The sequence below is a fragment of the Curtobacterium sp. ZW137 genome (assembly GCF_003762905.1).
Taxonomy (GTDB): Bacteria; Actinomycetota; Actinomycetes; order Actinomycetales; family Microbacteriaceae; genus Curtobacterium.
In genome coordinates, this window is the sequence record NZ_RJKS01000004.1 from 197,554 (window position 1) to 220,433 (window position 22,880).

Below are 22,880 nucleotides of genomic sequence, written 5' to 3' on the forward strand. Positions count from 1 at the left end.
GCGCCGGCAGGACCCGGCACCAGCGCCTGCGCCCTAGGCTGACGACGTGCCCGAGATGCCCGACGCAGGACCCCAGCACGGCTGGGAGCCGCTGGTCGGCAGCGCGCAGTCCGTCGTCCTCGAAGTGCTCCGTGCCGGGCCGCGTCCGCGCACCGAGCTCGCCGCCCGACTGGGCCTCTCCGGCCCGAGCCTGTCCCGGATCACGAAGCCGCTGCTCGAAGCGGGGATCCTGATCGAGCGCGACGGCGTGCAGCAGACGGTGACCGGCCGCCCCTCGATCCCGCTCGACATCGACCAGGACGCCCACCACTTCATCGGCGTGAAGCTCACCGGCGACAGCCTCTTCGCCGTCTCGACCGACCACCGCGGCGAGGTCCTCACCGAGCGTGAGGAACCACTCGCCGACCGGGACGTCAGCGCCGTCGTCGCCCGGGTCGCCGAGGTGATCGCCGCCATCACCGCAGCGGACGACCGGGTCCGGGGCGTGTGCGTCGCGCTCGGCGGCGCGACCGAGGACCGCCGGACCGTCCGTCGGGCGCCGTTCCTCGGCTGGGAAGACGTCCCGCTCGCAGCGCTGCTCGCCGACGCGACCGGACTGCCGTGCTCGGTGGAGAACGACGTCCGGGCGCTCACCCACGCCGAGCACTGGTTCGGGGAAGGGCGTGACCACCGGTCCTTCGCGCTCCTGACGATCGGTGCCGGCATCGGTCTCGGTCTGGTCGTCGGCGGCACGGTCGTGGCAGGCGCCCACGGAGCCGCCGGCAGCATCGGGCACCAGCGGCTCGGTGGGACCGCGGGGACGTCGGACCTCCGCTGCGAGTTCGGGCACCGCGGGTGTGCACGGGCGGTCATCAGCGCCCGGGCGATCGCCCTCGCGGGCAGTGCGTCGCTCGGCCGTCAGGTGTCGGCCGCCGATCTGCTCGACGTGGCGCGTAGCGACGGCACGGGTGCCGACGCTCGCGCTGCCCGCACGGTGGTCGACACCGCGGCCGAGGCGCTCGGGCTCCTCGTGGCGGACGTCGTGAACGTCGTCGACCCCGAGGTCGTCCTGCTCTCCGGGGAGCTCGTCGGTGTCGCCGAGGTCGGGCGGGCAGCGCTCGACCGCTCGGTCGAGGCCGCCCGGCACTGGTCGACGCCGGCGCCCACCGTCATCGCGCAGCCGTTCCGCTTCAACGAGTGGGCACGGGGCGCGGCCGCGGTCGCCATCCAGATGCACGCCCTCGGCGCCTGACCCCCACGCGCCCGCGCCCGCGCCCCTCGCACCGTGCGACCCGGCGCCCCGAGCGCCCCTCGCACCGTGCGAGGGGCCGCACCCGCCGCCCGCCCCGCCTACGTCAGCTGCAGCAGCGTGTTCACCTGGTCGTTGACCCCGGTCAGCGTGCTGACCGGCTTGCCGTTGGCGTAGATGTCGTCGAATGCCGGCTGGACGAGCGCCTGGATGTCGCCCGGGTTCCGCGTCACCGGGAACAGGAACGTCGTCTTGTCGGCCACCTGCTGGGTGAACGCGGACACGTCGAAGCCCTTCTTCCCGAACGCCGCGACGGCTGCAGCGGTGCCCTCGGGCCGCGCCGGGAAGACGATCCCGGCCTTCCCGACGATCTGCTGCGCGGTGGACCCGCCGAGGAACGCGACCCACTTCGCCGCGGCCTCCGGGTTCCGCGCCTGCTTCGTGATCGAGTCCCCCAGGCCGTTGAACATCGACGCGCGGTGCCCCACCGGCCCGGACGGGGTCGGTGCGATGGCGACGTCGATGCCGGCGAGGTTGCCGTACGCGCCGATCATCCACGAGCCGTTGAACGAGAGCGCGACCTTCTTCGCCCCGAGCTGCACGTCCGGCCCGGTCGTGGTGGAGAACACCCCGTACTTCGGCATGAAGCCCTTCTCGGCGAGCCCGAAGTACCAGGAGATCGTCTTCTGGAACCCGGCGTCGTCGTAGCGGAACTTGTTCCCCCACGGGTTGCTGTTCGTGTAGAACCAGTCGGTCGACCCGGTGAACGGCGACCACTGCGTCTGCCCGAAGCCGTCGCCGCCGCTGCCGTTCGCGCTCATCCCGTAGACGGCGATGTCGGTCTTGTCGAAGCCGGGCTCGTCGCCGCGGCGCCCCTTGCCGTCGATGGTCAGGTGGGCGAGCATCTGCTCGAACGTGCCGCCGTCGTCGGGGTTCCACTCGAGTGCGGCGAGCTGGTCGGCGGTGACACCGGCCTTCGCCATCACCTTGGTGTCGTAGAACATCGCGATGGTGTCCCAGTCCTTCGGGGACCCGTAGCGGTGGCCGTCCTGGCCCTTCCAGAGCTCGGCGAGCCCGGACTGGTAGTCGGCGTCCTGGATCGATGCGGTGGCCTCGAGTTCGTCCAGCTTGTAGAGCACGTCGAGGTCGGCGTACTGCGGGAACTTCGTCAGGTGGTCGGTGAAGACGTCGGGCGCGGTGCCGGCGATGAACCCGGCGGTGAGCTTCGTCCAGTAGTCGTTCCAGCCGAGCTGGGTGATCTTGATCGTGATGCCGGGGTTCTCGCGCTCGAAGGCCTTCGCGACCGCCTGGTAGGCGGGGAGCTGGTTCGAGTCCCACAGCCAGTACGACACGGTGCCGGTCGCACCGCCGGTGGAGGACGCGCGGCCGGGCGACGAGCACGCGGCGAGCGCACCGAGGGCGAGGGCGGATGCACCGCCGGCGAAGAGCGCGCGGCGGGTGATGGAGTTCGTCATGGGGAGCGTCCCTACTTGATGCCGGAGAAGCCGATGGAGTTGACGATGCGCTTGGCGAAGACGCCGAACAGCACGATCATCGGAAGCGCTGCGACGAGCGTGGCCGCCATCAGCCCGGACCAGTCGGTGCCGGACTGCGGGGCCTGCGACTTGAAGACGCCGAGCGCGACGGTGAGCACCCGCGAGCTGTCGGTGTACGACACCATCAGCGGCCAGAAGTAGTCGTTCCACGCGGTGATGTACGTCAGCACGGCGAGCGTCGCGATCGGTGCGGAGGCCATCGGCAGGATGAGCCGGAAGAACACCCGGACCTTCCCGGCGCCGTCGATGAGGGCCGCTTCCTCGACCTCCTTCGAGATGCCGAGGAAGAACTGCCGGAGGAAGAACACCGCGAACGGCGTCATCAGCATCGAGGGCAGCGAGATCCCGAGCAGGGTGTCGACCAGGCCGAGCGACTTGATGAGCGCGAAGTTCGGCAGGAGCGTGAAGATCGTCGGGACCATGAGCCCGGCGAGGAACACCGCGAACACCTTGTCGCGTCCCGGCCACCGCAGCCGCGCGAAGGCGTAGGCGGCGCCGGCGGAGAAGAACACCTGCCCGACGGTGATCATCGTCGCGGTGATCACGGAGTTGAGCAGGTACTGCCAGAAGTTGATCGCCGCGCCGGAGCCGCCCTGGGCGAGCGCCTCCTTCGTGGACTGCAGGCCGAAGACGCGCTCGAACCCGCCGAGGCTGAACCCGGTCGGCAGGAGCGAGGTCGGGTCCGCGGAGATCGCACCGTTCGACGACAGCGCCGTGCGGAGGATCCAGTAGAAGGGGAAGAGGGTCACGACGATCACCGCGATCATCGCGATCCAGGCGAACACCCGGCCGACGGACGGCTTCGGACGTGGGGGCTTGGCACCGCGGGTGGTGAGCGCGCGGGTGGTCGTGGGGTCGGCCACGGGGGGCAGTGTGCTGGTCATCTTCGACTCGCTTTCGGGGTCCGTGGCCGGTCAGTCCAGATCGCTCTCGCCGGAACGCGAGAGTCGGTACTGGATGAACGTGATGACGCTGAGGACGATGAGGAGGGCCACCGAGACGGCGGACGCGTAGCCGAACTGGAACCGGCCGAAGGCCAGGTTGTAGATGTAGTTCTGCACGACGTTCGTGGCGTTGGCGGGTCCGCCCTGGGTGGTCACCGCGACGGTGTCGAACACCTGGAACGACCCGATGATCGTGATGATGAGCACGAGCGACAGGATCGGGCGGAGGAGCGGCACCGTGATGCGCCAGAACATCTTCCACTCGCTCGCACCGTCGATGCGGGCAGCCTCGTAGACCTGCTCCGGCAGGGCCTGCAGTCCCGCGAAGATGAGGAGCGCGGTGTAGCCGACGTTCCGCCAGACGTTGATGAACGCGATGGTCGGGATGCCCCACACGTCGCTCTGCAGGAACGGGATGCGTCCGATGCCGAGCGCGGAGAGCACCTCGTTGCCGATGCCGAGCTGCGTGTCGAGGATCCAGAGCCAGATCAGCGCCGCGACGACGTTCGACACCAGGTACGGCGCGAGGACGATCCCCCGGACGAACGTGGACTTCGTGAGCCGGTGCATCATCACCGCGATGAACAGGGCGAGGACCGTCTGGAACCCGATGTTCAGCAGCACGTACTCGACCGTCACCGCCATCGAGTGCCAGAAGATCGAGTCCTGCACGAGGCGCTCGTAGTTCTGCAGCCCGGTGAACACCGGCGGGGTGAGCAGGTTGTAGGACGTGAAGCTCAGGTAGATGCCGCGGATCGTCGGCCAGAGCAGGAACAGCGCGAACCCGATCGCGGCTGGTGCGATGAAGGCGAGCGCCAGCCACAGGTCGTTGCGTGGTCGTCGCTTCCGCAGAGCGGCGGTCCTGGCCGCTGTCTCGGTGTCGGCGCTCGGTCGGCTGCGCCGGACCGGCACCGTCAAGGGTGTTTCGGTGGCCATCGTGACTCCTTCGTCAACGTGGTTGCCGTCCGGGTGGCAGCCCCGGACGGGTTTAGTGTCGCCACAAAAGAAAGCGGTGTCAAGAGGTCGCCACGACGAGGTGGTGACCAGCTGACGGCCTGGAGGCTCGTGGCGGCGCCGCCATGAGCCTCCAGGCCGTCACGGGGTCCGGATCAGATCGCGGTGAGCCGGAACGGGACCACGCGCTCGGTGTACGTGGCCGGGGCCTCGAGGCCCACCGACGCGAGGACGCGACCGGTGAAGACCCGCGCACCGGACCACCATTCCGGGGCACGGACGCCGTCGGCACCGCTGCCGATGAGCACCGGGTCGACGCGGTACCGCGCGTCCGGGTCGAGGTCGCGGAACGTGATCCGACCGCGGAGACTCACCTCGGGGGCGGCGAGGGACGCCAGGAAGAACATCGCCTCCCGGCGGTCCGGCGCGACCACGCCGTAGACGTTCAGCGTGTCGTCGACCTGGTCGACGCGTACCAGGTCACCACCGTGCAGCAGCGCCCGGGTGTCCTTGTAGAGCGCGATCCACTCGGCGAGGTCCCGCTCCTCGGCCGCGGTGGCCTTGGACAGGTCCCACTCGATGCCGAGGTGCCCGAACAGCGCGGTGCCCGCCCGGAACGACAGGTCGTGCCAGCGCCCCGTCGTGTGGTTCACGCCGCTGGCGATGTGCGAGCCGAGGAGCTCCGCCGGCAGCAGCTGCATCGTCCAGCGGTTCATCTGCTGCCGCTCGAGCGGGTCGATGCAGTCCGAGACCCAGACGCGGTCGGTGTGCTCGATGACGCCGAGGTCCACGCGGGAACCACCCGACGAGCACGACTCGATCTCGAAGCCCGGGAAACGGTCCTTGAGCGCCGCCATCAGCCGGTACGCCGCCAGGGTCTGCTCGTGCACGGCCGCCCCGCCGTCCCGGTACCCGGCCTCGACCAGGTCCCGGTTGTGGTCCCACTTCACGTAGTCGATCCGGTACTCGTCGATGATCACGGTCATCCGGTCGAGCACGTACTCGTACGCCTCCGGGATCGCGAGGTTGAGGACCTGCTGGTGCCGGGACCGGACCGGCAGGCGTCCGTCGGCCTGCATGATCCACTCCGGGTGCGCCCGGGCGAGGTCGCTGTCCTCGTTGATCATCTCCGGCTCGAACCACAGGCCGAACTGCATGCCGGCGGCACGGACGTGGTCGACGAGCGGCGACAGCCCCTCGGGCCAGACGTCCTCGTCGACGAACCAGTCGCCGAGGCCCGCGAAGTCGTTGCGACGGTGGCGGAACCACCCGTCGTCGAGGACGAAACGCTCCACGCCGAGGCGGGCGGACCGGTCGGCGAGGTCCTCCAGCCGGGCCAGGTCGTGGTCGAAGTAGACCGCCTCCCAGACGTTGATCGTCATCGGGCGGACGCTCCGGGGGTGCTGCGGACGGCTGCGGAGGTACCGGTGGAAGCGGCGGGCCTGCTCGTCGAGGCCGTTCGCGTACGCGCCGAAGAGCCACGGGCCCTCGTAGGTCTCCCCCGCGCCCAGGCGCACCTCGCCCGGCAGCAGGAGTTCGCCGCCGCCGATGACCTGCTTGCCGTTGAAGAGCCGTTCCGCGAAGTGGCGGTGGTTGCCGCTCCACGCGGCGTGGACGCCCCAGAGCTCCCCGTCGGCGAAACCGAACCCGGGGACGCCGACGCTCAGGACCGTGGCGGCGTCGGCCCCGGTGCGGCCCTTCCGGCCCTCGCGCTCGTGGATGCCGACCACGAGCTCGCGGCGCTGCGGGGTGCGCTCCTTGCCCCAGCGGCCGGCGAAGTCCAGGACCTCGCGGGCCCTGGTCGGGATCGGGAGCGCGACCGTGAGGTCGTCGACCGTGTACGTCCCGGTGCCGGTGTTCGTGAGGGCGGCGCGGGTGCGGACGAGGCCGGAGGGCAGCAGCTCGATCTCCAGGCGGACGGCGAGCTGGGCGTGGGCATCGGCGGCCTCGACGACGACGGTCGCGGGGCCGGCGTCGATGCGGGTGGGGGCGGCTTCACGCCCAGGCGTCTCGTGGGCCCGTGTCTCGTGGGCCTCTCCGATCACGTCGATGCTCGTCGTCGTGAACCGGGGCGACCAGTCCTCCCCGTCCCGGTGTCCGCTCACGCCCGGCTTCCCGGACCAGCCGGCGTGCGGCTCGGGCAGGATCGCCACGCGGATCGGTTCGTCGACGGCGTTCGACACGATGGGCTCACGGCCCGCGGTGACGATCGCCTGCAGGTCCTCGGTGGACAACTCCCCGAGGGCGGCACCCCAGTGCACCACCGAGGGCAGGCGGGCGTCGGTGCAGTCGAGCACGAGGGAGACCCCGGCGGTGGTCAGGTGGACGAGGGAGTGCGTCATCGGAGCTCCTGGTCGGCTTACTTTTGTTGCGTAAGTATGTCAGGTCGTCAGAACCAGCGCTTCACCTTGAAGACGACGAACAGCGCAGCGGCGAACGCGACCATCGCGATCACCGCCAGCGGGTAGCCCCACGTCCACGTCAACTCCGGCATGTGCGTGAAGTTCATGCCGTAGATCGCCGCGATGAGGGTCGGCGCGAAGAGGATCGCCGCCCAGCCGGAGATCTTCTTCGTGTCGTCGTTCTGCTTCTGCGCCGCCAGGGTCGCGTCGACCGTCAGCGCGTTCTGCAGCAGCTGCCGGAAGGTGTCGATGCGCTCGACCGTCCGGATCGCGTGGTCGAGGACGTCACGGAAGCGGCGTTGCATCTCGACCGGCAGGTGGTACTTCTCGGCGCCGCGGTGGATGTTCTCGATCATGTGGATGAGCGGCCGGGCGGCGCGCTGGAAGTCGACGACCTCCCCGAACAGCTCGTAGATGCGACGAGACACCCCGGCCACCCCGGCGAAGAGCTGGTCCTCGATCTGGTTGATGTCCTCCTCGAGGCCCTCGATCACCGGGATGTAGTCGTCCACGATCGAGTCCATCAGCGCCCACAGCTGCGCTTGCGGCCCCGCGGTCACGAGCCCCGGCTTGCCACTCATCCGCTGCAGTGCTCGCGGCACGACGTGCTTCCCGCGGGGGTCGGCCTGCACGACGGCCAGGAAGAAGTCCTCCCCGACGAAGGCGTGCACCTCGCCGAACTCGACCTCTTCACGCTGGTCGTTGTAGAGCGCCGGCTTCAGCACCGCGAACAGCGTCGAGCCGTAGCGCTCGAGCTTCGGTCGCTGGTGCCCCTCGGCGGAGTCCTCCACCGCGAGCTCGTGCAGTCCGAGGGCGACCGCCACGTCCCCGAGCTCCACGGCGTCGGGCTGGTAGAGGACCACGCAGGCGCTGGCGTCCTGCTCGTGCATCATCCGGAAGGTGTCGTCGAGCGTCGGACTCGCGATCGGTGCGATGCGGTCGATGTACGCGGTGTTGAGCTCGACGGTCACGACCCCAACCTACGCAGGTCCCGGGGCCGCATGTCCCCCGCTCGCTGGACCCCGCCTGCACGCGCGGGTGGATGATCCGTCTACCGTGCAGGTCATCAGCATGCTGACGAAGGCGTGTCGACGAAGGGAGTGGCCATGCGATGGTTCCGGAAGATCGTGATCGCGGCGAGCGCCGTCGTCGCCGTGGTGGGCTCGTTCATCGGGTCCGGCGCCGCCGGTGGCACGCCGATCCAGGACGCAGCGGGCGGGGCACTGTCGGCGTCGTCCACGGCGATCGCCCCCGACGGGCCGGCCTTCGGCATCTGGAGCGTCATCTACGTCGGCCTGATCGCCTTCGCCGTGTGGCAGTTCCTCCCCCGCCGCGGTGACGAGGCCCGCCACGACCGGCTCGCCGTCCCCGCGACGCTGTCCCTGCTGCTCAACGCCGCGTGGATCCTGTCCGTGCAGTTCGGCTTCCTCTGGCTGAGCGAACCGATCATCGTCGCGCTGCTCGCGGTCCTCGCGTGGACGTTCGTCATCCTCCGACGCACCCGCCCCTCCGGCATCGTCGAGGCCATCGTCACCGACGGCACCTTCGGGCTCTACCTCGGGTGGGTGTGCGTCGCGACGGCGGCGAACACGGCCGCGGTGCTGACGGCCGCCGGCTTCCGGGGCTTCGGGCTGTCGCAGGACGTCTGGGGTGTCGTCGTGGCCCTCGTCGCCGGGCTCGTCGGGGTGTTCATCGCCGTGGCCGGTCGTGGGCGCCTGGCTCCGACGGCGTCGCTCGCGTGGGGGTTGGCGTGGGTCGCGGTCGCGCGGCTCGACGGCCCCCTGGTGTCCGTGCCGACCGCGGTCGCGGCACTCGTGGCCGCTGCGCTCGCCGTCGTGGTGACGCTCGTCGTGCGGGCGCGCGCTGGCTTCCGCGCTCCGGCCGCGCACGCGCCCCGCGCGGTCCGGTAGCGCCGCGCTGCGGCACCGGACACGCGACGAAAGCGACACCACGCGGCCGGATGCGCCACGCAATCGTGTATCCGATGTCGCCCGATGCGCGTACATCATCCCCGCAGCGACGAAAGCGACACCACGTACACCTTTGCGCGGCGCAATCGTGTACGCGGTGTCGCTTCCCCCGCCCGGCCGCGTGCCCGACGGCCTGCGCGGGTGCGCCGGCGCGGGTGCGCCGGTGCGGGTGCGCGGGTGCGCCGCCGCCGGCCAGCAGAGCCCCGCGGCTCAGCGCGCGGCGGCCGTCAGCCCGTGCGCGGCAGCGACGGCCTCGTTCGTCACGTGGCCGTCGTGCACGTTGAGCCCGCGGGCGAGCGCCGGGTCGGACTCGAGCGCCGCTTCCCAGCCCTGGTTCGCGATCGCCACGGCGTAGGGCAGCGTCGCGTTCGTCAGCGCGATGGTCGAGGTGCGCGGGACGGCACCGGGCATGTTCGCCACGCAGTAGTACACGGCGTCGTGCACCCGGAACGTCGGGTCGTCGTGCGTGGTCGGCCGCGAGCCCTCGAAGCACCCGCCCTGGTCGATCGCGATGTCCACGAGCACCGACCCCGGACGCATGTCCGCGACCATCGCGTCGGTGACGAGCTTCGGCGCCGACGCCCCGGGGATGAGCACGGAACCGATCACCAGGTCCGCGTCCTGCAGCGCCGAGGCGATCGCGTGCGACGAGGACCGGAGGGTCGTGATGCGCCCGTCGAACCGGGCGTCGAGTGCTCGCAGGCGCGGCAGGCTGATGTCGAACACGGTGACCTCGGCACCGAGCCCGAGCGCCATCGCCGCGGCGTGCTCACCGGCGACACCACCGCCGATGACGACCACGCGGCCCTTCGGCGTGCCGGGGACGCCGCCGAGCAACAGCCCGCGGCCACCGTTCGCGCGCATCAGGTGGTTCGCGCCGACCTGGGCCGAGAGCCGACCGGCGATCTCGGACATCGGCGACAGCAGGGGCAGCGAGCGATCGGGAAGCTGGACGGTCTCGTACGCGATCGCGGTCGCGCCGGAGTCCATCAGCGCGGAGGTCAGCGGGCGGTCGGCTGCGAGGTGCAGGTAGGTGAAGAGGACCTGCCCGGGTCGGATCGACGCGTACTCGGACGCGACCGGCTCCTTCACCTTGAGGACGAGCTCGGCACGGCTCCACACGTCGGCGGCCGACGGGACGATCGTCGCACCGGCGGCGGCGTACTCGGCGTCCGGGAAGGACGAACCGTCACCGGCCCCGGCCTGCACGAGCACGTCGTGCCCGTGCATCGTCAGCTCGGCGACACCGGCAGGGGTGGCGGCGACGCGGAACTCGTTGTTCTTGATCTCGGTGGGGACGCCGATGAGCATGGCGGACTCCTTCGTGGGCTGCGAGCGGCGGGCGACCACCATCCAGCCACTCGTGCGTGTCCGGCGCGTTACGGCCGAACATCCCGCTGATCAGATCCCGATCCGTGCGATGGGATTCGGCTGCTCAGCTCCGGGCGCGGAGCGATTCACTCGGCAGTTCGCCGAACCGCGACCGGTACGCGGCGGAGAACCGGCCGAGGTGACCGAACCCCCACGACCGGGCGATCTCGGCGACCGAGACCTCGTCACGGTCGGCATGACGGAGGTCCGCGTGCGCGCCGTCGAGCCGGACCTGCCGCAGCAGGTCCCCCGGCGTCTGGTCGAGGTGCCGGCGGAGCGACTGCTGCAGCCCGCGGGGGCTGAGCCCCGCGGCCGCGGCGATCTCCGGCGTGCCGATCGGCTCGTTCGCGTGGGCGTGCACGAACTCCAGCGCCCGGCGCAGTCGCGCGTGCTCCGGCCCGGTGCCGGGCACCGAGGCGCGCCAGAGGGTCCGGCGCGGGAACGCACGGAGCGCTGCCGTGCCGAACGACTCGGCGACGACCCGGCGCTCGACGTCACCGAGGACGTGGTCCATGTCGAGCCACGTCGCCGAGTGTGACCGGACGGCGTGCTGCCACGCTCGCAGTCCGTCGCCGGACGCCCGCTGCATCGGCTCGAAGGCGAAGTCGTCCTCACCGGCGAGCGAGCTCAGGAAGGAGCGGTCGAGCTGCACCATGTTCAGCGAGATGTCCCGGTGGTGCAGGTCCCAGGTGTCGTCGATGGGCAGCACCAGGGGGACGCCAGCCTGCAGGTCGACGGACTGGCCGCCGTAGGTCAGGGTGCTCGTGCCCGAGCGCAGCCAGATGACCATGAACTCGGCGTCCGCGCGACTCTCGCTCCGGATGTCGACGTCGAAGCGTGCGGTCCGCAGGGACATCCGCTCGTCGCCGACCCCGGCGAAGCTCCACGCGCTGCGCGGCGAGGTCCGCCGGACGTTCGGGGAGCGGAGCTCGTAACCAGCCGAGAAGAAGGCCAGTGCCTGGTCGACGTCGGTGCCGGCGAGCCGCTTGGACCAGCGACGATCGGGTCGGTCGGCGGCGTCGATCGGGGACACAGGTGTGGCGCTCACCGCCGTGGCCGGCGGACGGGAGTCCGTGGGAAGCACCATGGCCGAGAAGGTACGCGCGACCACCGACAGTGACCCGTGATCCACGTCCCCCGGCTCAGTTCTGCAGGATCGCCTGCCCGATGCTCTCGTCGAGGATGAGGTCGGTGATCAGTCCCGCGGCCAGTGCCCCCTTGAGCGACGCCGCCTTCCCCCGCCCGGCCACGACGCAGATCCGCCGCGGAGCCCGCTTGATCGTGTCCAGGTCCGGCCCACCGGCGCGGGCGTTCACCCCGATGTCCCGCCAGGACCCGTCCGCCCGGTAGAACACGGTGGAGACGTCACCGACGACCTTGGCCTTCGTGAGTTCCTCGCGGTCGGCGGGGTCGAGGTACCCGCCGGAGTACACGTGCGAGGGGACCGGGGCCTGCGGGGCGCCGACGCCGAACACGACGACGTCCATCCGCTCGTGCAGGTCGAGCACGCGGCGGATCGAGCGTTCGCGGAACAGCGCCTCCTTCGTGGTGGGGTCGTCGAAGAACGCCGGGACCGGGAACTGCTGCACGAGCGCGCCGTACGCCTCGCCGAAGCGCCGGAGGATCTCGGACGCGTAGACGATGCCCGTGGTGCGGGTGTTCGCGGCGCCGTTCACCTGCACGACCGTCGACCCGTGGGTGGTCTTCGGCACGAGGTACCGGCTGACCGCACTGACCGTCGAGCCCCAGGAGATCCCGATCACCATGTTCGACTCGATGTACTGGGTCAGGATCCGAGCGGCGGAGAGCGCGACCCGCTCGAGCCGGTCGACGTCGCTCGTGTGGTCCGGCACGGGGACGACGTGCGCGTGCACGCCGAACCGTGCACGGATGTTCCGGCTGAGCGCTGCGGCCTGGTCGAGGGGGGACCGGATCTGGATGTCGACGAGTCCGGTGTCCCTGGCGTGCTTGAGCAGGCGGGACACCGAGGAGCGGGACGTGCCGAGCTCGTCGGCGATCGCGTCCATCGTCAGGTCCTGCAGGTAGTAGAGGTGCGCGGCCCGCAGGGCCTGCTGCGTGCGCATCGGTTGGGCGGCATCGCTCATGGAGCAACCATGCACGGACGTGCATGGCGCTTGCAAGCCCGACCGCCCGTGCCGAACCGGAATCGGACACGTCGACACGTGTGCTGCACGTTCGTGCACGCGAGTTGCCCGGCCTCTCACCGGAGGAGCACGATCGTTCTCGAACCCAGCGAACCGACCCACAGAAAGCGACGCGTACGCACATGTCGAAGACGACGCAGCCCCGACGCACAGTGACGAACCTCACCGAGCGTCCGAACGCACAGGTCCTCATCGTCGGTGGCGGCATCAACGGCATCGCCACCTTCCGCGACCTGGCCCTCCAGGGCGTCGACGTCGCGCTCGTCGAGCGTGGCGACTACGCCTCCGGCGCCTCCGCGGCGTCGAGCCACATGATCCACGGCGGCATCCGCTACCTCGAGAACGGCGAGTTCCGCCTGGTGCGCGAGAGCGTGCAGGAGCGCAACGGCCTGATCCGCATCGCCCCGCACTACGTCAAGCCGCTGCAGACGACGATGCCGATCTTCTCGACGTTCTCCGGCATCATGAACGCCCCCTTGCGGATGCTCACGCACAAGCAGCGCTCCACGAAGGAGCGCGGCGCGATGCTCATCAAGATCGGCATGACGATCTACGACTCCTTCTCCCGTGACGGCGGTTCGGTCCCGAAGCACGTCTTCCGCACCAAGAAGGCCGCGCTCGCGGACATGCCGGCCCTGAACAAGGACCTCAAGTACACGGGCACCTACTACGACGCCTCCGTGCACGAGCCGGAGCGCCTGGCGCTCGACGTCCTCAAGGACGGCCTCACGGCCGGCACGAGCGCCGACGGGACCACCACCAGCGCGGCCACCGCCCGCGCCACCAACTACGTCGAGGCAGCCGGCACCCGCGACGGCGGCGTCCTGCTCCGCGACCGCGAGACCGGCGACGAGTTCGTCTTCACCGCCGACGTCGTGATCAACGCCTCCGGCCCCTGGACCGACCTCACCAACGGCGCGTTCGGCGGCGAGACCAAGTTCATGGGCGGCACGAAGGGCTCGCACATCGTCGTGCACAACGACGAGCTGCTCGAGGCCACCAAGGGCCGCGAGCTGTTCTTCGAGAACGACGACGGCCGCATCGTGCTGATCTACCCGCTCAAGGGCCGGGTCCTCATCGGCACGACGGACATCGACGCCGACCCCGCGAAGCCGGTCACCACGACGGACGAGGAGATCGACTACTTCTTCGGCCTCGTGAAGCACGTCTTCCCGCAGATCGACGTCACCCGCGAGCACATCGTCTACAGCTACTCCGGCATCCGTCCGCTCCCCCGCCACGAGGACACCGCCCCCGGCTTCGTCTCCCGTGACTACCGGATCGTGGACACCCCCATCGCCGGTCTGCCGAAGAGCACCGTGCTGTCGCTCGTCGGCGGCAAGTGGACGACGTTCCGTGCCCTCGCCGCGCACCTCTCGACCGAGGCCACGACGAAGCTCGGTGTCGCCCGCAAGGTCGACACGACGGGCATGGCCATCGGCGGCGGCAAGGAGTACCCGACCACGGACGCCCAGCGCGCCCTGTGGATCAAGTCGCACCGCGACGGGCTCGACGCGAAGCTGGTCGAAGGTCTGCTCGAGCGCTACGGCACCCGCGCGGCCGAGGTCGTGGACGTCCTCACCGACGGCCCGGTCGAGGCACTCGAGTCCGACCCTGCGCTGACCCGCGCCGAGGTCGCGTACTTCGCCGAGCACGAGCACGCCGTGCACCTGGTCGACGTGGTGCTCCGCCGCACGAACCTCGCGTTCGTCGGTGGCGTCACCATCGACCTCCTCGACGAGCTCGCCGACGTGCTCGCCGGTGTCCTCGGCTGGTCGCCGGAGGAGCGCTCGGACGAGGTCCAGCGCACCCTCGACGTGCTGCGCGAGTCGCACGGCGTGATCGTGCCGTTGACGGCAGCCGCCGCCCGCGCGTAGTCGCGGCCAGGTGGGTGGTCGTCACCACTGACGGACGGGAGGCCCGGTGCCAGCTGGCACCGGGCCTCCCGTCCGCGCTCCGCATGGTGCGACGCGCCAGCGGCGCGCGGCGCCAGCGCCGACCGAGCCTGCGAGGTCGGTTCGACCCGGAGCGGGTCTAGAACCGCTCGCCGGTCGGGTCCTGCGCGGTCCGGTCGATGAGGTCGTCGCCGCCCATCGGCTCGCCCTCCCAGTCCACGAGGCGCCACCCGTCGGCACTCGACCCCTCGAGCTCGACGACGCCGGTGTTCTCCAGGTGCCGGTCCGCGCCGAGGTCGTTCGGCACGTTCTGCGCGGTCGTGGCGGCCCAGATCCGGATCGCCGCACCGTGGCTGAACGCCGCGGCGACCGCGACGCCGGTGTCCTCGATCTGCCGGACGGCCTCGTCGTAGCGGTCGAAGAAGTCCTCGCCGGTCTCCGCGCCGGGCATCCGGGCCTCGCGCTCCCCCGACGCCCACGCGTAGCAGGCGGCCAGGTACCGCTGCACGGAGGTCTGGTCCCGCGCTCCCTGCAGGTCCCCGGCCTCGATCTCGCGGAGGCCCGGGAGCACCACGGGGTCGATGTCGAGCGCGGCGGAGAGCGGAGCCGCGGTGTGGTGCGTCCGGAGCATCGAGGAGACGAAGAGCCGCTCGATGCCGCGGTCCGCGAGCGCCGCCGGCAGTGCTGCTGCCTGCTGCTGCCCGAGCTCCGTCAGGCCCGGACCGGGCACCTCGGCGTCGAGGACGCCGTTCACGTTCGCGGGGGTCTGGCCGTGTCGGATGAGCAGCAGTCGCATGCTCCCACCCTACGGCGGCGTCGGAGCCCGGCCCGGGCCCCGACGCCACCGTCGGTGCGGGCACGTCAGCGTGCCGCGGACAGCTCCCGCTCCCGGGCCGCCCGGACCGCGTCCTCGGCGGCGAAGGGCAGGTCCCCGAGGTCGAGGTTCGGGTTCGTGTCCTGCGTGAGGACGAGCTCGCGGGCCTCCTCGGCCGTCTCCACCGCGGGCATCGACCCGGGGAGCGGTCGCTGCGAGGACTCCTTCATGCAGAACACCCCGATCGCACCGACGACGCTCATCGCCATCAGGAAGTACGCCGGCGCGAGCTCGTCGCCCGTCGCCGTGAGCAGCGCCTGCACGATGAGCGGCGTCGTCCCGCCGAACACCGCGATCGCGATGTTGTACGCGAAGCCCATCCCGCCGTACCGGGTGGAGGTCGGGAACAGCGCCGGCAGCGACGCCGCCTGGTTCGACACCCACAGCGCGGTCATCAGCGCCAGGAGCGCGAGGCCGGACAGCGTCGACCACTGCTCGCCGTGCCCGATGAGCAGGAACGCGGGGACGACGAGCACGACGGTCGTCGCGGCACCGATCCACATCACGACGCGACGGCCGAGCTTGTCGGACAGCTTGCCGGTCAGCGGCAGCATCACGGCGAGGAGTACCAGCACCGGGATCGTGAGCAGCGTGCCGTCGAGCGCGGAGTACCCGAGCGAGTCGGTGAGGTACGTCGGCATGTACGAGGTCAGCGCGTAGCCGACGGTGTTCGACGCGGCGACGAGCATGATCGCGATGACGATCGGCCGCCAGTGCTCGCGGATCATCGCGAACACGTTCGCGGGGCGGTCCCCGGACGCGTCGGCGAGCACCTCGGAGGACGCGGCCTGCGCGGCCTGGGTCGCGGCGAACACCGGGGACTCCTCGATGCGCAGACGGAACCAGATCGCCACGGCGCCGATCACACCGGCGGCCAGGAACGGCAGCCGCCAGCCCCACGCGGTCATCGCGTCGTCGCCGAGGGTGATCTGCAGCACCGACACCACCGTGGCGCCGAGCGCGAAGCCCATGTAGCTGCCGAAGTCGAGGATGCTCGCGAAGAACCCGCGACGACGGTCGGGGGCGTACTCGGTCACGAACGTGGTCGCGCCGGCGTACTCACCGCCGGTCGAGAAGCCCTGCAGGAGCTTGAGCACGACGAGGACGATCGGTGCGAAGACCCCGATCGTCGCGTACGCCGGCAGCGCCCCGATGAGGAAGGTCGACGACGCCATCAGGATGAGTGTCGTGGCGAGCACCTTCTGGCGACCGATCCGGTCCCCGAGGCGCCCGAACACGATCCCGCCGAGCGGCCGCGCGACGTACGTCGCCGCGAACACCCCGAGGCTGAACAGGATCTGCACCGCGGGCTCGGCGGTCGGCAGGAACACCCGCCCCATGGTCACGGCGAGGTAGCCGTACACGCCGACGTCGTACCACTCCATCGTGTTGCCGACGACCATGCCGCTGACGGCCTTGCGCATCATGCTCTTGTCGACGACGGTGACGTCGCTCTCGCGGAGCCGACGGGCCGGCTGTTCGGCTGGCCGTCGGCGCTCGGTACTGCTGGGATCGGAACCCACGTGTTTCTCCTCGGGTCGGGACTCGGGACGGACCCGGATCGGCCGGGTCGGTGAACGGGCCACGACGTTACCGAGCAACCGAAATGTCATTGGCCGGTGATTCCCAGGCAACGGCGTGTCACCCGAACGAGGGGCACGTCCGATCCGCAGCGGGACACGGAAGCGTGAACCTGAGTAACGAGGTCATAACATCGGCCCATGGCGATCGAACCGGACACGAAGAACTGGACCTGGGTCATCGAGAGCGCATGCCCCGAGTGCGGCTACGACGGCAGCACGGTGACGATCCGCGACGTCCCGGGCATCATCGAGGCGAACGCGACCGGCTGGCCCGGCGAGCTCGCGCGGGCCGGCGTCCGCGACCGTCCGGACGAGGACACCTGGTCAGCGCTCGAGTACGGCGCGCACGTCCGCGACGTGCACCGGAAGATGACCGAACGCCTCGCGCTCATGCTCGCCGAGGACGCCCCGACGTTCCCGAACTGGGACCAGGACGCCACCGCGATCGAGGACCACTACGGCGAGCAGGACCCGGCCACCGTCGCGCGCGAGCTCGGCGAGGCCGCCCACCGCGCGGCTCGGGCGTTCGACAACGTCCGGGACGACCAGCTCGAGCGCACCGGCCTCCGCTCCGACGGCAGCGCGTTCACCGTCGCGACGCTCGCCACCTACTACGCACACGACCCGGTGCACCACCTCTGGGACGTGCGGCGGGATCGCGCGTAAGCAGTCCCAACGCGCGGAGGCAGTCGAAACGCGCGTAGGCAGTCCCAACGCGCGGAGGCAGTCGAAACGCGCGTAGGCGGTCGTTCCTTTCGACCCGGTACGCGCGTTCCCACCTCCTGACGAGCGCGCGGTGGGTGGGAACGCGCCGACCAGCGGACGGGAGGCGCGGGTCGGACCCGCACCGCGCCTCCAGACCGTCTCGTCCCACGTCCGGGGCCGCAGCCGCGTCACCCGTGTGGTGTCGGGTCAGGCGAGCGCGTCCAGCAGGGCCCGTCCCGTCGCGGCGTCCGTCACCAGCTCGTTGACCAGGCCGCCACGGACCGCCCCGATGATGCTCGGCACCTTCGACTCCCCGACCGCCAGGCCGACGACGTGCGGGACGGCGGAGAGGACCTCGCGCGCGGTGCGCACCATCCGGTCGCTGCCCGCGAACTCGATCGCCCGCCCGTCGGCGTCGTAGAAGTTCAGACAGACGTCGCCGGCCGCACGGTCGAGCGCCTCGTCCTCCACCGGGATGCCCCGGGTCATCGCGTCGCGGGTCGGGATCGGCGCACCGATGCCGAGGATCGCGCCCTTCGCCCGACCCCAGAGCCCGATGACGTGCTGGAACGCCGGGTCCTCGTCGAGGGAGGCGCGCATCGCCTCCGACGGCAGCGCCTGCGCGAAGAGGAAGGCCGGGATCGCACCGGAGCGCTCCGCGGCCGTCCGGGTGATCTCGTTCGTCTGGAACCACGGCATCGGGTCCGCCTGCCCGCCCACCGTCGGGACGAGCTGCACGCCGTGGAGCTGCGGCATCCCGGAGCGTGCGACGTCGTACACCGTGCGACCGGAGGACATCAGGACCGCGTCGCCGGGCTGGAGCGCCATGCCCTCGACGGCTGCGGCGACCGGCGCGGCGAGGTCGGCGCCGAGCGTCGCCGCGTGCGTGACCGCCGTGAGGTGCACGGCCCGGAGCCCGAGCACGACCTGCAGCCGTTCGGCGAGTGCGACCGTCTCGTCCTGGAACGGGTCGACGACCTCGATGCGGACGAGCCCGGCGCGCCGGGCCTCGGAGACCAGGCGCGACACCGTCGGCCGGGAGACGCCGAGCCGAGCGGCGATCTCCACCTGCGTGGCGTCCTCGAGGTAGTACATCCGCGCCGCCTGGTAGACGGTGTCGAGCGGGAAACGGCTGCGGGCGCCGTCCGGGGTGGGGGTCTCGGCCGACATGGGGTGATCGTAGCGCGCCACGCGCAGCAGAAATTGTGTGCTGGACAAATGTCCTGCGTCCGCGCAGACTGGGCTGCATGACGTACCGACTGGTGATCGGCTCGGATGATGCCGGGTTCGACTACAAGGAGATCATCAAGCGCGACCTGCTCGCGGACGACCGGGTGTCGAGTGTCGTGGACGTCGGTGTCGACGCCGACGGGCACACGGCGTACCCGCACGTGGCCGTCGACGCCGCTCGGCTGGTGGCCTCGGGCGAGGCCGACCGGGCGATCCTGATCTGCGGGACCGGGCTCGGGGTGGCGATCAGCGCGAACAAGGTGCCGGGCATCCGGGCCGTCACCGCGCACGACTCGTACAGCGTCGAGCGTTCGGTGCTCTCGAACGACGCGCAGGTGCTCTGCATGGGGCAGCGTGTGATCGGGGTCGAGCTGGCGCGGCGCCTGGCGAAGGAGTGGCTCGGGTACTCGTTCGACACGTCCTCGGCGTCGGCCGAGAAGGTCGCCGCGATCTGCGCCTACGACGGCAGCGCCCCCGCCGGGGTCGACGCGGTCTGACGTCGGCGGCCCGGGCTCGGGCTCGGGCCCGGACCGTCGCGGGGCCCCGCGTGCTTCGCGCGCTTCGCGTGCTTCGCGTGCTTCGCACAACCAAAAGCAGTCCGCGCCACGGAAGTCCGTGGTGCGGACTGTTCTCGGTTGTGCGGCGGGCCTACGCTCGCACCGTGCAGTGGACGGACGATGTCGAGCGAGGGGCGTGGCTGCTCGACCGAGTGGGGCGATGGGCGACACCGGGCGGCGTCGCCGGCATCGGGTTCGCGGCGTACGCCAGGATCCTGCACCCGCCGACAGCCGCCGCAGATGCTGTGGCCGGAGGGCCACGAGTGGGTCGTGGCATCGGAGATCGACTGGGACTCCACCATCGTCGCCGGTCCACGCGACCTCGTCGATGCGGTGCTCGCCGACGGTCGTCTCGAGGTGTTCGAGGTCGACGTTCGCCGGCGGTGACACCCTTCCGGTCGTCGGCATGCGAGCGTGACTGTGGACAACACGTCGCGGGGCCGGACGGGTGCACAGCGGACTGTCGGTTGCCCGACCTAGTGTGCTGAGCACTCGAACGCTGTACCGAGGGGAACCCGATGAAGAAGTCCGCATGGCTGCCCGCCGTCATCGCGCCGGTGGTCGTCGCCGGGGCCATCGCGGCGCCGGCACTCGCCAACGCCGCCAGCACGCCGCTCGCGGGGGCGAACCCGACCGCGGCGGACGTCATCGCCAGCGTCGCGAAGTCCTCCGGCGCGCAGTACTCGGGCAAGCTCGCGCAGACCAGCGACCTCGGCCTCCCGGAACTCCCCACCGGGTCCGGCGGGTCCTCGCTCGAGGGCAACGCCTCCGACGCGCTGAGCCTCCTCACCGCGTCGCACACCGCGCGCGTGTACGTCGACGGTGCGACGAAGCAGCGCGTGCAGGTGACGGAGCAGCTCGCCGAGCAGGACCTCATCCGCAACGGCAGTGACGTCTGGACGTGGGACTCGAAGGAGCGCCAGGCCACGCACGTGACCCTGCCGGCGGACACCGCGAAGTCGATGCAGGACGGCACCACGACCCCCGCCGACATCGCGAAGCAGGCGATCGACGCGATCCGCCCGAGCACCACCGTCTCGAAGCCGACGACCACGAAGGTCGCCGGGCAGAGCGCCTGGCAGATCACGCTCACCCCGAAGTCGTCCGGCACCCTCGTCGGCAGCGTCCAGCTCGCTGTGGACAAGCAGACCGGTCTCCCGCTCCGCGCTGCGATCGAGGCGAAGGGGCAGTCCGACCCGGCGTTCCAGGTCCGCTTCACCAGCTTGTCCTACGGCGCACCGGCGTCCCGGCTGTTCGACTTCACGCCCCCGTCCGGCGCGAAGGTCACGACGAAGGACCTGTCCGACGCCGCTGACCACGCGGGCGCCGGCAAGGGCGACCGATCCACGAGCCACGACGGCGCTCCGACGCTGACCGGCAAGGGCTGGTCCACGATCGCCGAGCTCCCGGCCGGCACCGCAGACCAGAGCGGCCTCGGTGACGATGCCTCGACGCTGCTGAACCAGCTCACGAAGGCCGTCGACGGCGGCCGTGCGATCCAGACCTCGCTCGTGTCCGTGTACCTGACCGACGACGGCCGTGTCCTCGCGGGCGCCGTGCCGGTGTCGAGCCTGGTCGCCGCCGCGAAGTGAGCCCGACCGACCCGGCACCCGACACGACCGACGCGGGCGCCCCGACGACCGCAGCCGACTTCGCGATCCGCACCACGGGCCTCCAGAAGGTCTTCCGCAAGCAACGCGCGGTCGACGGCATCGACCTCGCCGTCCCCCGGGGTGCCGTCTTCGGGTTCCTCGGGCCGAACGGCTCGGGGAAGACGACCACCATCCGGATGCTGCTCGGCCTGTCGTCCGCGACGGGCGGCACCATCGAGGTGCTCGGCGAGTCGATGCCCTCGGCGCTGCACTCGGTGCTCCCCCGCGTCGGTGCGCTCGTCGAGGGCCCGGCGTTCTACCCGTACCTCTCCGGCCGCGCGAACCTCAGCCGCTTCGACGCTGCCGATCCGACCTCGGACCCGCGCAGCCGGAAGGACCGTGTGGCGGCGGCACTCGACCGTGTCGGGCTCTCGCACGCCGCGGACAAGAAGGCGCACGCGTACTCGCTCGGCATGAAGCAGCGGCTGGGCCTCGCGAACGCGCTGCTCTCGCCGCGCGACCTGCTCGTGCTCGACGAGCCGACGAACGGCCTCGACCCGCAGGGCACCCGCGAGGTCCGCAACCTCATCCGGTCCCTGGCGGACGACGGCACGACGGTGTTCGTGTCGAGCCACCTGCTCGCCGAGATCGAACAGGTCTGCACGCACGCCGGGGTCATGCGCACGGGCAAGCTCGTCGCGCAGGGCACCCTCGACGACCTCCGGTCCGCCGGCGCACGCACGGTGACCGTCCACACGCCGGACCTCGGTCAGGCCGGGTCGGTGCTGATGCGGCTCGGGCTCACCCCGCGGCACGACGGCGGCGCCGATGCGCTGGTGGCCGACCTGCCCGTCGAGCTCCTCCCCGAGACGATCGTGGCGGAACTCGTGCGCGCGGACGTCAGGGTCCGCGGCGTCGCCGTCGGTGGTGGCACCCTCGAAGACCTGTTCGTCGCGCTCACCGGGGAGGGCTTCGATGTCGCAGCCTGAGCGCACGGCGACCCCGGCGCAGACGGCCCGCACGGCTCCCCCGACGCGGTCCCGGCCCTTCGCGCTGCTCGGCTCCGAGCTCGCGCTCGTGTTCCGCCGTCGCCGCACGTGGGCGATGCTCGGCGCGCTGGCGCTCGTCCCGATCCTCATCGCGGTCGCGGTCCGGCTGACCACCGGGGACGACTCCGGCGGCCCCGCGTTCCTCGGCGACATCACGAACAACGGCCTGTTCGTCTCGTTCACGGCGCTCACGGTGTCGATCCCGCTGTTCCTGCCCCTCACCGTCGGCGTCGTCGCGGGTGACACGGTCGCGGGCGAGGCCAGTCACGGCACGATCCGCTACCTGCTCGTCGCGCCGACCGGTCGCCTCCGGTTCATCCTCGTCAAGTACGCGGGCGCGGTCGCGTTCTGCCTCGCCGCGACGCTCCTCATCGTGCTGGTCGGTGCCGCGATCGGCGCCGCGCTGTTCCCGATCGGGCCGGTGACGCTGCTCTCCGGGACGCAGGTCGACGGCTGGTCGTACGCCGGTCGTGCCCTGCTGCTGGCGCTCTACGTGACGCTGTCGATGCTCGGGTTGTCCGCGATCGGGCTGTTCGCGTCCTCCCTGACGAACGTGCCGGTCGGTGCGATGGCCGCGACGGTGGTGCTGGCCGGGGCATCCCAGGTGCTCGACCAGCTCCCGCAGCTGGACTGGCTGCACCCGTTCCTGTTCTCGCACCAGTGGCTCGGGTTCGGGGACCTGCTCCGTGACCCGATCGCGTTCGACTCGTTCGGCAGCAACGCGCTGCTGCAGCTCGGCTACGTCGCGGTCTTCGGCACGCTGGCGTACGGCCGGTTCGCGACGAAGGACGTCCTCAGCTAGCGC

Annotated in this window: 19 protein-coding genes; 8 read left to right on the forward strand and 11 right to left on the reverse strand. The window is 71.1% G+C overall.

The window, feature by feature from the left end; all coding sequences use genetic code 11:
* Window positions 1-55 precede the first annotated feature (55 nt).
* A complete protein-coding gene (locus EDF55_RS14310; RefSeq protein ID WP_260236089.1) occupies window positions 56-1,231 on the forward strand; it encodes an ROK family transcriptional regulator in 1,176 nt (391 codons plus the stop codon).
* Between the two features lie 98 nt (window positions 1,232-1,329).
* On the opposite strand, the gene EDF55_RS14315 is transcribed toward EDF55_RS14310, so the two are convergent.
* The 5 genes from EDF55_RS14315 to EDF55_RS14335 form a co-directional block, all read right to left on the reverse strand.
* Entirely contained in the window at window positions 1,330-2,703 is a 1,374-nt protein-coding gene (locus tag EDF55_RS14315) for a sugar ABC transporter substrate-binding protein (RefSeq protein WP_123655629.1), read from the reverse strand.
* 11 nt (window positions 2,704-2,714) lie between these two features.
* Window positions 2,715-3,668, reverse strand: a complete 954-nt coding sequence (locus tag EDF55_RS14320; protein ID WP_123655630.1) for a carbohydrate ABC transporter permease — start codon at window positions 3,666-3,668, stop codon at window positions 2,715-2,717.
* A 30-nt stretch (window positions 3,669-3,698) separates the two neighbouring features.
* Window positions 3,699-4,664 carry a carbohydrate ABC transporter permease gene (locus EDF55_RS14325; RefSeq protein WP_123655631.1) on the reverse strand — a complete coding sequence of 322 codons (966 nt, stop codon included), beginning with the start codon at window positions 4,662-4,664 and terminating at the stop codon, window positions 3,699-3,701.
* 173 nt (window positions 4,665-4,837) lie between these two features.
* Window positions 4,838-7,024, reverse strand: coding sequence for an alpha-galactosidase (locus EDF55_RS14330; RefSeq protein WP_123655632.1), 2,187 nt, complete (start codon window positions 7,022-7,024; stop codon window positions 4,838-4,840).
* Window positions 7,025-7,071: 47 nt separating this feature from the next.
* Window positions 7,072-8,055, reverse strand: a complete 984-nt coding sequence (locus EDF55_RS14335; protein WP_123655633.1) for a magnesium and cobalt transport protein CorA — start codon at window positions 8,053-8,055, stop codon at window positions 7,072-7,074.
* Window positions 8,056-8,190: 135 nt separating this feature from the next.
* On the opposite strand from EDF55_RS14335, the gene EDF55_RS14340 reads away from it, so the two are divergent.
* Window positions 8,191-8,994, forward strand: coding sequence for a tryptophan-rich sensory protein (locus tag EDF55_RS14340; RefSeq protein ID WP_123655634.1), 804 nt, complete (start codon window positions 8,191-8,193; stop codon window positions 8,992-8,994).
* A 270-nt stretch (window positions 8,995-9,264) separates the two neighbouring features.
* Here the strand turns inward: EDF55_RS14340 and ald are convergent, their stop codons facing one another.
* From ald to EDF55_RS14355, 3 genes are all read right to left on the reverse strand, one after another.
* Window positions 9,265-10,365: an alanine dehydrogenase gene (gene ald, locus EDF55_RS14345; RefSeq protein WP_123655635.1), complete on the reverse strand. Its 1,101-nt coding sequence runs from the start codon at window positions 10,363-10,365 to the stop codon at window positions 9,265-9,267.
* 124 nt (window positions 10,366-10,489) lie between these two features.
* Entirely contained in the window at window positions 10,490-11,512 is a 1,023-nt protein-coding gene (locus tag EDF55_RS14350; RefSeq protein WP_123655636.1) for an AraC family transcriptional regulator, read from the reverse strand.
* 55 nt (window positions 11,513-11,567) lie between these two features.
* Entirely contained in the window at window positions 11,568-12,530 is a 963-nt protein-coding gene (locus tag EDF55_RS14355) for a sugar-binding transcriptional regulator (protein WP_165931393.1), read from the reverse strand.
* Between the two features lie 182 nt (window positions 12,531-12,712).
* On the opposite strand from EDF55_RS14355, the gene EDF55_RS14360 reads away from it, so the two are divergent.
* Window positions 12,713-14,467, forward strand: coding sequence for a glycerol-3-phosphate dehydrogenase/oxidase (locus tag EDF55_RS14360; protein WP_123655637.1), 1,755 nt, complete (start codon window positions 12,713-12,715; stop codon window positions 14,465-14,467).
* Between the two features lie 157 nt (window positions 14,468-14,624).
* On the opposite strand, the gene EDF55_RS14365 is transcribed toward EDF55_RS14360, so the two are convergent.
* Complete coding sequence (locus tag EDF55_RS14365; protein ID WP_123655638.1) at window positions 14,625-15,281, reverse strand: histidine phosphatase family protein; 657 nt, start codon at window positions 15,279-15,281, stop codon at window positions 14,625-14,627.
* A 65-nt stretch (window positions 15,282-15,346) separates the two neighbouring features.
* Entirely contained in the window at window positions 15,347-16,882 is a 1,536-nt protein-coding gene (locus EDF55_RS14370; protein WP_123655639.1) for an MFS transporter, read from the reverse strand.
* Between the two features lie 198 nt (window positions 16,883-17,080).
* Between EDF55_RS14370 and EDF55_RS14375 the strand changes: the two genes are divergently transcribed.
* The gene (locus EDF55_RS14375) at window positions 17,081-17,608 is read left to right on the forward strand and encodes a DinB family protein (protein WP_123655640.1); all 528 of its coding nucleotides are present in this window, start codon (window positions 17,081-17,083) and stop codon (window positions 17,606-17,608) included.
* Window positions 17,609-17,854: 246 nt separating this feature from the next.
* On the opposite strand, the gene EDF55_RS14380 is transcribed toward EDF55_RS14375, so the two are convergent.
* Window positions 17,855-18,817, reverse strand: a complete 963-nt coding sequence (locus EDF55_RS14380; RefSeq protein WP_123655641.1) for a sugar-binding transcriptional regulator — start codon at window positions 18,815-18,817, stop codon at window positions 17,855-17,857.
* 77 nt (window positions 18,818-18,894) lie between these two features.
* Here EDF55_RS14380 and EDF55_RS14385 point away from each other — a divergent pair, with 77 nt between their 5' ends.
* From EDF55_RS14385 to EDF55_RS14400, 4 genes are all read left to right on the forward strand, one after another.
* Window positions 18,895-19,374 carry a ribose-5-phosphate isomerase gene (locus tag EDF55_RS14385; RefSeq protein WP_123655642.1) on the forward strand — a complete coding sequence of 160 codons (480 nt, stop codon included), beginning with the start codon at window positions 18,895-18,897 and terminating at the stop codon, window positions 19,372-19,374.
* A 578-nt stretch (window positions 19,375-19,952) separates the two neighbouring features.
* Window positions 19,953-21,026, forward strand: coding sequence for an outer membrane lipoprotein carrier protein LolA (locus tag EDF55_RS14390; protein WP_123655643.1), 1,074 nt, complete (start codon window positions 19,953-19,955; stop codon window positions 21,024-21,026).
* Window positions 21,023-22,015 (forward strand): ABC transporter ATP-binding protein, encoded by a 993-nt coding sequence (locus EDF55_RS14395; protein ID WP_123655644.1) that lies wholly within the window; start codon window positions 21,023-21,025, stop codon window positions 22,013-22,015. Before EDF55_RS14390 ends, EDF55_RS14395 begins: the two co-directional genes overlap by 4 nt.
* Entirely contained in the window at window positions 22,002-22,877 is an 876-nt protein-coding gene (locus EDF55_RS14400; RefSeq protein ID WP_123655645.1) for an ABC transporter permease, read from the forward strand. The genes EDF55_RS14395 and EDF55_RS14400 overlap by 14 nt, the downstream gene beginning before the upstream one ends.
* Window positions 22,878-22,880: the final 3 nt, after the last annotated feature.

Excerpts from the sequence above, each read along its gene's own strand:
- EDF55_RS14310 (WP_260236089.1), top strand. The coding sequence starts at position 56 with ATGCCCGACGCAGGACCCCAGCACGGCTGGGAGCCGCTGGTCGGCAGC.
- EDF55_RS14315 (WP_123655629.1), bottom strand. The coding sequence starts at position 2,703 with ATGACGAACTCCATCACCCGCCGCGCGCTCTTCGCCGGCGGTGCATCC.
- EDF55_RS14320 (WP_123655630.1), bottom strand. The coding sequence starts at position 3,668 with ATGACCAGCACACTGCCCCCCGTGGCCGACCCCACGACCACCCGCGCG.
- EDF55_RS14325 (WP_123655631.1), bottom strand. The coding sequence starts at position 4,664 with ATGGCCACCGAAACACCCTTGACGGTGCCGGTCCGGCGCAGCCGACCG.
- EDF55_RS14330 (WP_123655632.1), bottom strand. The coding sequence starts at position 7,024 with ATGACGCACTCCCTCGTCCACCTGACCACCGCCGGGGTCTCCCTCGTG.
- EDF55_RS14340 (WP_123655634.1), top strand. The coding sequence starts at position 8,191 with ATGCGATGGTTCCGGAAGATCGTGATCGCGGCGAGCGCCGTCGTCGCC.
- ald (WP_123655635.1), bottom strand. The coding sequence starts at position 10,365 with ATGCTCATCGGCGTCCCCACCGAGATCAAGAACAACGAGTTCCGCGTC.
- EDF55_RS14350 (WP_123655636.1), bottom strand. The coding sequence starts at position 11,512 with ATGGTGCTTCCCACGGACTCCCGTCCGCCGGCCACGGCGGTGAGCGCC.
- EDF55_RS14355 (WP_165931393.1), bottom strand. The coding sequence starts at position 12,530 with ATGAGCGATGCCGCCCAACCGATGCGCACGCAGCAGGCCCTGCGGGCC.
- EDF55_RS14360 (WP_123655637.1), top strand. The coding sequence starts at position 12,713 with ATGTCGAAGACGACGCAGCCCCGACGCACAGTGACGAACCTCACCGAG.
- EDF55_RS14365 (WP_123655638.1), bottom strand. The coding sequence starts at position 15,281 with ATGCGACTGCTGCTCATCCGACACGGCCAGACCCCCGCGAACGTGAAC.
- EDF55_RS14375 (WP_123655640.1), top strand. The coding sequence starts at position 17,081 with ATGGCGATCGAACCGGACACGAAGAACTGGACCTGGGTCATCGAGAGC.
- EDF55_RS14380 (WP_123655641.1), bottom strand. The coding sequence starts at position 18,817 with ATGTCGGCCGAGACCCCCACCCCGGACGGCGCCCGCAGCCGTTTCCCG.
- EDF55_RS14385 (WP_123655642.1), top strand. The coding sequence starts at position 18,895 with ATGACGTACCGACTGGTGATCGGCTCGGATGATGCCGGGTTCGACTAC.
- EDF55_RS14390 (WP_123655643.1), top strand. The coding sequence starts at position 19,953 with ATGAAGAAGTCCGCATGGCTGCCCGCCGTCATCGCGCCGGTGGTCGTC.
- EDF55_RS14400 (WP_123655645.1), top strand. The coding sequence starts at position 22,002 with ATGTCGCAGCCTGAGCGCACGGCGACCCCGGCGCAGACGGCCCGCACG.